This is a genomic window from Aliivibrio sp. S3MY1, assembly GCF_028765575.1.
In the GTDB taxonomy this organism is placed as follows: domain Bacteria; phylum Pseudomonadota; class Gammaproteobacteria; order Enterobacterales; family Vibrionaceae; genus Aliivibrio.
Genome location: NZ_JARACO010000022.1, coordinates 47965 through 55644, shown reverse-complemented (window position 1 = coordinate 55644; position 7680 = coordinate 47965). Strand labels below are relative to the sequence as shown.

Below are 7680 nucleotides of genomic sequence, written 5' to 3'. Positions count from 1 at the left end.
CTTGAATCACGTTTTAATTCAAATATCGCTAAAATGAGTCATAACTTCATTGTCATGTGACATTAAGGCAGACCCTAATGTCACTATATAAAAGCGACATAGTTTAAAAGATAGGTTATAGAGTAATTATCGTGTATCACAGTTTTTATTTTATTATTCAATTATGATTGTTATCAACATAGTGATATTGGTTGGTTAAGAATGAAAATAATAAAAATCCTCCGTAAGAGGAAATTACAGAAAGAACAAAGGGAGGAATTAAAAAGTAAAATGGATTTTGCGATTACACAGCAACCCAATAATCCAAAAAAAGATGTAATGATTTGAGCATTAATTTAACACACTGTTGGTAGAGTTGATTTTACATTATTGGGAGGTGTTTATGCTTATAGACACAATAGCTAGAGTTAATGAACTTCGACAAAAAGCTCTTTCTGAACCTATTTTTTTACAGTCAGCTATTGAGCATGAAAAAGTAATTCAAAATATGAAAGTGATGACTGTTTTTGATAAAAAAAGGAAATCATTAGCTGATATTTATGGTGGTTCTTCAGAAGGTTTTGATGAATAACCATGATTTTGCTGTTATCTGTAATTAAGTATTGTAAAGGTCGCCAATAGGCATAATGCCGATCAGTTAAGAAATTTTTGAGATCATTTGACCGATCCTCAAAATGCTTCAAAATCCGATATTAGGAAACTAATATAGGATTTTTTATGTCTTTAGAAAACCAACTTGCGAGTACTTTTCGATCATGTAATACCTTTCATCACTTTGATAGATATTCTGAGATTCTTAGCCCTGAGTTGATTCAGCAAGGCTTCGAACAAGCCGGTGTAGCAACAGTTAGAAGGAGGTGATTACCTTTGGAAGCTGTACTTTGGTCCGTTGTAGGTATGAGCCTTTTCCGACAGCAATCTGTTTGGGATATCGCTAATCAACTCGATATTGTCCTTCCAGACAAACAACGCTTTGTTGTACAAGTGCTATTGTTCAAGCGAGACAGAGACTAGGCGAAGAAGGCGTAAAGTAAGTATTTAAGAAGATGGCAGCGCATAGCTATCAATCTTCTAACTTCGAAACTTGGTGTGGACTAAATCTTTTATTTGTCGATGGTGTTTTTTGGCGAGCGCAAGATACTTCTGAAAACCATCAAGAATTTAAAGCACAACGTAATAATTCATCTGAGAATATTTACCCTAAAATACGCATGGTTTGCTTGATGGAGCTTACGAGTCATCAGCTAATCGATAGTGCATTCTCTGATTATCGAACCAGCGAAATGCGGCTTGAAGAAGAGCTAATTGAACAAACTCCAGATCATTCGCTTACTATTTTTGACAAAGGATATTACTCCCTAGGGCTACTTAACTGCTGGAACAAAGTAGGCCAAGAAAGGCATTGGATGCTCCCTGTGAGAAAAGACTTCCAATATGAAATCGTATCATAAATACAGCCAGAGTGACGCTATCGTTGCTATCAAAACAACTCCTCAGGCCAGAAAGAAGTTCAGTGACCTCCCTGAGGTAATCGAAGCAAGGTTAGTATCGAAAATGATTAAAGGGAAGAAGTATCAGGTGCTTACATCAATGCGCGATGGGTTGCGCTTCCCTGGTGAAGACATCGCAGAGCTCTATCGCTATCGTTGGGAAATTGAATTAGGCTATCGTGAAATGAAGCAAACCTTGCTTGATAACGAATATACATTACGAAGTAAGCGGCCTGATATGGTCAGGCAGGAACTGTGGGGCATTTTGCTAGCTTACAACCTTATAAGGCAGGTTATGACAAAGGCTGCGAGTAAATTAGATAGCGTCTGGCCAAATCAATTAAGCTTTACGAGTAGTGTCATTGCTGTGACTCAATACTTTGCAGCTTTGCCTTTAAGGAGTCCAGGGAAAGTACCTAAACACTATGAAGTATTACTACAACAGATATCCATGTTTATCCTACCACCTCGAAGAGAAGATAGAAGTTATCCTCGTTGGGTGAAACTGAAACCCAAGAAATATGCAATAAATAGAAAAAATGCCAGCCAGCTTAACTGACTGGCATTACACGGTTTTAGCCCTTATTTTTACTGTCTAAAATGTTTTGATATATCAGACAGTTAACCCCTTAACGTACATAATCGTTCCATTGGACTACAACCCCTTTATCTAACGAAATGCCATTTACAGAAGCATTTGGAGACTTCTCTGTTGATTGGGACGGTCTAGAAAGTTTATGTATAGCAGTGACTTATAATAAACATAACAAAAGTAATGCAGGCTCTTTAGGTATTAGATATTTCATATCATCTAAGAAATTATCAGCAGAAGAGTTTGGTAAATTATGCCGAGGCCATTGGGGTGTAGAAAGTATGCATTGGTGGTTGGATAGCGTAATGAAAGAAGACGATAGCAAGATAATGTATCAGCATGCGGCAGAGAATTTATCTAGGATCCGCCAGATGTGTATGAACTTCATAAAATTGGTGGATTTAAAAGGAACGTTAAAGAAACGGCAGTTGAAATGTGCACTTAATACAGACTTTAGAGAGATGGTATTATTTGGCATTTAGCTATAATTTAACATTTTAATAACTCATGCGTGAGCCCTGTTGGAGCCCTTAGTTTTATAGACGTTCGCTTAACTGACTGGCATTACCTAAATTGGCGACTTTTTTCTTGTTCGTGATCACATTTTAATTCAAATGTAGCTAAAATGAGTCATAACTTCATTGTCATGTGACATTAAGGGATACCCTTATGCGGTAATTACTTTTGTTAAAATATCGTTATTAGAAATCTACAAGAGGGTGTCATATGGCTAGAAGGCAGATCCTTTCGTTATCTGAAAGAGAATCACTATTGGCATTATCTGGCGATGATTTAATGCTAACTCGAATCGCGTATTTAAGTGATCATGATTTAACTCTTATTAATGTTCATCGTAAACCCGCTAACAGGTTTGGTTTTGCTGTGCTTCTTTGCTATATGAAAAATCTCGGTTTTGTTCCAGATAAAAAAAACAAGCCTTCTGACGAATTACTCAAACATATTGGTGATAGGTTAAAATTAGCGTCAGATCTTTGGTTAACTTACGTTTCTGGTAGAGATGTGACTCGGCGTGAGCATTTAATTGAACTATACCGCTACCTTGGTCTAAAAACGTTCACAAGTAAGATACAGAATGAGAGTGTGAAACACCTGACGCCAATGGCAACGCGCACAGACAAAGGAATTCTCTTAGCGGAAGAGTTATTAGATCATCTCCGAAAGAATAGTGTAATTATTCCGTCCTTAGATGTAGTGGAACGCACTTGTGCTGAAGCTATGGCTCGCGGTGATAAAATCGTTTTTCAAACTCTGAATTCCCCGTTAACTTCCGCCCATAGAGATGCCTTTGATCGTCTATTGGAATCTGAAGATAACCGCCCATCAAGGCTTACATGGCTTTTGCAGCCTCCGGGTAAAATCAATGGAAAGAACGTACTCCAACATCTCGATCGACTGAGCAGTATTGAAGATCTAACATTACCGGAAGGTATAGACCGTAGCATTCACCAGAACCGGTTACTTAAACTCGCACGGGAAGGTAGAAAAATGAGCAGTCGAGATTTGACTCGATTTTCAGCGAGTCGGCGCTATGCGGTTTTTGGTGTGTGTGATAGAAGAAGCAAGAGCTACATTGATTGATGAAGTTATTGAGCTGCATGAGCGAATGTTGAACAGTATCTTCAGTAAAGCAAAAAAAACACAAGCCGAACGTCTTCAGCAGACGGGAAAACAGATCCAATCAAAATTAAAGCAATATATTGATATCGGGCAAGCACTTTCTGAAGCTCGTAATTCAGGTGATGACCCGTGGAATGCAATTGAAAACATTCTCCCATGATCTGAATTTGTCGCAAGTTTAGAGGAAACACGACATCTAGCAAAAAAGAATAACTTTGACCATCTTCATATCATCACTGAAAAATACAGTGCATTACGAAAATATGCACCTCGGATGTTGTCTTGTTTGCAATTAATAGCGACACCTACTGCGCAACCTCTGGCTGATGCGCTGGGTGTGATCAAAGACATGTACCATAAGCAGTTACGTAAAGTTCCTACAACAGCACCACTAGACTTTGTACCTGAAAGTTGGAAAAAAATGGTAGTAACTCCTTCGGGTATTGACCGGCAGTATTATGAGTTTTGTGCGCTCTGTGAACTGAAGGGGACATTACGTTCCGGAGATATCTGGGTAAAAGGTTCACGACGTTATAAAAATTTTGATGATTATCTTATTCCTAAAAAAGACTTTGATAAATTAGTCCCCCTCGTTACCACTGCCTGTACCTGTGGATTTTCATGAATATATTACCAGTCGCATGGCCCTGCTTCAGTCAAAACTTGAACATGTCAATGCCATGGCCACACGTGGTGAGTTACCTGATGTAGATATTTCTGATAAAGGCGTGAAAATCACACCGTTAGATAACTGCGTTCCGGCTCAAGTATCCCCTCTGGCAGATCTGATACACAAAATGTTGCCACGTCCTAAAATTACGGAAATACTAGATGAGGTGAATAGTTGGACTGCTTTTACTCGCCATTTCACACATATAAAAAATGAAACTACCCGTCCTGACCCCCGTCTTCTTCTAACCACTATTCTTGCTGATGGGATCAATCTTGGCATAACAAAAATGGCAGAAGCTTGTCCAGGAAGCACTAAATCGTCACTCGAAGATATTCAGGCGTGGTATATACGCGATGAAACTTACGCAGCTGCTTTAGCTGAGCTAGTAAATGCACAAGGGAAGAGGTCATTAGCGGCATTTTGGGGAGATGGAACTACATCATCATCTGATGGGCAGAATTTCAAAACTGGTAATGCAGGTCGTTATACTGGGCAGATAAACCCTAAATATGGGCAGGATCCCGGACTTCAGTTTTATACACATATATCCGATCAATACAGTCCATTTTATACTTGTATTATCAGCAGGGTTAGAGATTCAACCCATGTACTCGACGGGTTGTTGTACCACGAAAGCGACTTAGAAATTAGAGAGCATTACACTGATACAGCGGGCTTTACTGATCATATTTTTGGGCTGATGCATCTGCTGGGGTTTGCATTTTGTCCACGCATAAGAGATCTTCATGACAAGAAACTGTTTATCAAAGGAAAAGCGAGTCAATATCCGGCGTTACATTCATTGATATCCTCAACAAGCTTGAACCTAAAAGAAATTGAAATTCATTGGAATGAGATTTTGCGTCTAGCAACTTCAATAAAACAGGGCACAGTAACTGCGTCGTTAATGATAAAAAAATTAGCCAGCTATCCTAAACAGAATGGGCTTGCGAAGGCTCTGAGGGAAATAGGTCGTATTGAGAGGACATTATTTATGCTTGACTGGTTCTGCGATCCAAAATTACGTCGGAGGGTACATGTAGGATTAAATAAAGGAGAAGCACGCAACGCACTAGCGCGCGCAGTATTCATGCATCGATTGGGAGAAATAAGAGACCGAAAACCGGAAAATCAAAGTTATCGAGCCAGTGGATTGACATTTCTAACAGCAGCAATCTCATTGTGGAATACCGTGTATATGGAAAGAGCCGTTGAATCCCTAAAACGCAAGGGGATGAAAATCAATGAACAATTGCTATCTCATTTGTCTCCATTAGGCTGGGAACATATAAATTTGACAGGTGATTATATCTGGAAAAGTAACCGAATACCGGCTTCAGGTAAGTATCGTCGATTGAGGCCAGCTAAAATCGGAAAGTACAAATAATAGCCTTAACGTACAATAATTTTCGATATCCAAACTGACCCCTTTAACAGATAGTTAGTTTTTTAAACTAAATGTAAATTATTGGCGTGAATTTTGCTTACTGATTACTATTAACTTCCCAATGGATATTTTTAAATGAATCTATCAATCAAAGTAAGATTGTACTTGCTTGCAATCTTTCCAATTGTTTTAACATCCGTGTTAATCATGGCAATAACTTATAAAGAAACGAAAGCACTTAACCAAGCTCAAATGGATATGACTCGTTCGCAAATGATGAAAATGAAGCGAACAGAACTTAAATCGTATATGGATATAATCTCGTCAGAGCTTACATTCCTTTTTAAAAAAGAAAGTAATGAATCTGATATATATGAATTACTAGCATCTGTAAAATTCAATGATAATGGCTATTTGTTCGGACTGAAATCTAATGGTATAAGGACTTTTCATCCCATACATCATAATCGTGTTGGTGAGAATATTTGGGATAAAAAAGATGTGAAAGGGAGCTATTATATTCAAGATATGATTTCTGCTGCAAAAAATGGTTTAGGATACACCTCGTATTTTGCAATAAAACCAAATACAAAGATTCAGCTAGAAAAGCTGAGTTATAGTATATATGTGCCTCAATTTGACTTAATCGTAGGTACTGGTTTTTATACTGATGATATTGATGCAGTGCTGAACGATATGAAAATACTAAGTGATGAAAAATTATATCAAAGTATGAGGACTATTATACTCTTTACTTTGATAGTTGTAGTAGTTGTTGCGGTGTTTGGCTTTGTTATAAATCGAAGCATTATCTCTCCTATTCGATTGTTTGATAAATCTATTCGTTCATTTGCCTCTGGAGATGCAGATTTAACGGCAAGAATGCCCGATTTTACTGTCCCAGAATTTAATCAATTAAGTAAAAACTTTAATCTATTTGTAGGCTCACTTCATAACATCATCAGTAATGTGTCAGTGGTTAGTCAAGATGTTATGGCAGAAACGATAAGTATGTCAGAACGTTCAGAGAAGGTTAATACTGTTGTCATGAATCAACGTTCAGAAACGGATCAGATAGCAACAGCAATGACGGAGTTAACCGCATCCTCTCATGAAATTTCATTGAATGCAGAGCAAGCAGCTAGCTCTGCTCAAGATGCAGATAATAACGCTCAGGTAGCGATGAGAACGGTTAATGAAGCCTCGGAGTCAGTGAAAACATTAGCGTCGGAATTAGATGAAGCAAGCAATGTTATCTCTAAATTAGAAGAGGATGTTCAAAATATAGCGAGCTCATTATCTGTTATCCAAGGAATTGCAGAGCAAACTAATCTACTTGCATTAAATGCTGCCATTGAAGCAGCAAGGGCTGGAGAGCAAGGCAGAGGTTTTGCTGTGGTTGCAGATGAAGTCCGTAAATTAGCAAGCAGCACTCAAGACAGTACAGCTCAAATTCATCAACGTATTGAAGCGTTGAAATCTGGCTCAGACTCTGCGGTACAGGTGATGGCGGCAAGTAAAAACTTTAGTTTATTGACAGTGAATAAAGCAGAAGCGGCTTCAGAAGCGCTGAATGAAATATTAGTTTCGGTGAATACAATAACTGAAATGAATTTGTTAATAGCGACAGCGACACAAGAGCAGAGCCTTGTTGGTCAAGAGATCTCAGAGCGCATCGTTTCGATTTCAGATCAAAGCTCTGAGTCAGCAGAATTAGCTGAGGATAATAGAGCTGGTGGAGTTTTACTTAATAAGAAAGCGAATGCACTTGTAGATATTGTGGATCGATTCACATTGTAATATTTAAAATAAATATAGAACAACGTAAAGGCCGCTAAATTTGAAGTGGCCTTTTTTTCTTTGCTCATGCTCACGTTTTAATTCAAATTTCGCTAAAATG

Annotated in this window: 6 protein-coding genes and 1 pseudogene; all 7 read left to right on the top strand. The window is 38.2% G+C overall.

Annotation, left to right across the window (positions count from 1 at the left end; genetic code table 11):
* Nucleotides 1-382 precede the first annotated feature (382 nt).
* The 7 genes and pseudogenes from PVK62_RS13835 to PVK62_RS13815 all read left to right on the top strand — a co-directional run bounded on the left by PVK62_RS13835 (nucleotide 383) and on the right by PVK62_RS13815 (nucleotide 7580).
* Nucleotides 383-571 carry a hypothetical protein gene (locus PVK62_RS13835; RefSeq protein WP_274420530.1) on the top strand — a complete coding sequence of 63 codons (189 nt, stop codon included), beginning with the start codon at nucleotides 383-385 and terminating at the stop codon, nucleotides 569-571.
* A 326-nt stretch (nucleotides 572-897) separates the two neighbouring features.
* Nucleotides 898-1014, top strand: a complete 117-nt coding sequence (locus PVK62_RS17705) for a hypothetical protein (RefSeq protein ID WP_443111735.1) — start codon at nucleotides 898-900, stop codon at nucleotides 1012-1014.
* Nucleotides 1015-1046: 32 nt separating this feature from the next.
* Entirely contained in the window at nucleotides 1047-1451 is a 405-nt protein-coding gene (locus PVK62_RS17700) for a transposase (RefSeq protein WP_443111734.1), read from the top strand.
* A complete protein-coding gene (locus tag PVK62_RS17695) occupies nucleotides 1435-2049 on the top strand; it encodes a transposase (RefSeq protein ID WP_443111733.1) in 615 nt (204 codons plus the stop codon). Before PVK62_RS17700 ends, PVK62_RS17695 begins: the two co-directional genes overlap by 17 nt.
* A gap of 119 nt (nucleotides 2050-2168) precedes the next feature.
* Nucleotides 2169-2564, top strand: a complete 396-nt coding sequence (locus PVK62_RS13825) for an ISAs1 family transposase (protein WP_274420529.1) — start codon at nucleotides 2169-2171, stop codon at nucleotides 2562-2564.
* Nucleotides 2565-2808: 244 nt separating this feature from the next.
* Nucleotides 2809-5780: pseudogene (locus PVK62_RS13820) on the top strand (Tn3 family transposase).
* A 135-nt stretch (nucleotides 5781-5915) separates the two neighbouring features.
* Nucleotides 5916-7580 (top strand): methyl-accepting chemotaxis protein, encoded by a 1665-nt coding sequence (locus PVK62_RS13815; RefSeq protein ID WP_274449457.1) that lies wholly within the window; start codon nucleotides 5916-5918, stop codon nucleotides 7578-7580.
* The last annotated feature ends 100 nt before the right edge of the window (nucleotides 7581-7680 follow it).

Excerpts from the sequence above, each read along its gene's own strand:
- PVK62_RS13815 (WP_274449457.1), top strand. The coding sequence starts at position 5,916 with ATGAATCTATCAATCAAAGTAAGATTGTACTTGCTTGCAATCTTTCCA.
- PVK62_RS17705 (WP_443111735.1), top strand. The coding sequence starts at position 898 with ATGAGCCTTTTCCGACAGCAATCTGTTTGGGATATCGCTAATCAACTC.
- PVK62_RS13825 (WP_274420529.1), top strand. The coding sequence starts at position 2,169 with ATGCCATTTACAGAAGCATTTGGAGACTTCTCTGTTGATTGGGACGGT.
- PVK62_RS13835 (WP_274420530.1), top strand. The coding sequence starts at position 383 with ATGCTTATAGACACAATAGCTAGAGTTAATGAACTTCGACAAAAAGCT.
- PVK62_RS17700 (WP_443111734.1), top strand. The coding sequence starts at position 1,047 with ATGGCAGCGCATAGCTATCAATCTTCTAACTTCGAAACTTGGTGTGGA.
- PVK62_RS17695 (WP_443111733.1), top strand. The coding sequence starts at position 1,435 with ATGAAATCGTATCATAAATACAGCCAGAGTGACGCTATCGTTGCTATC.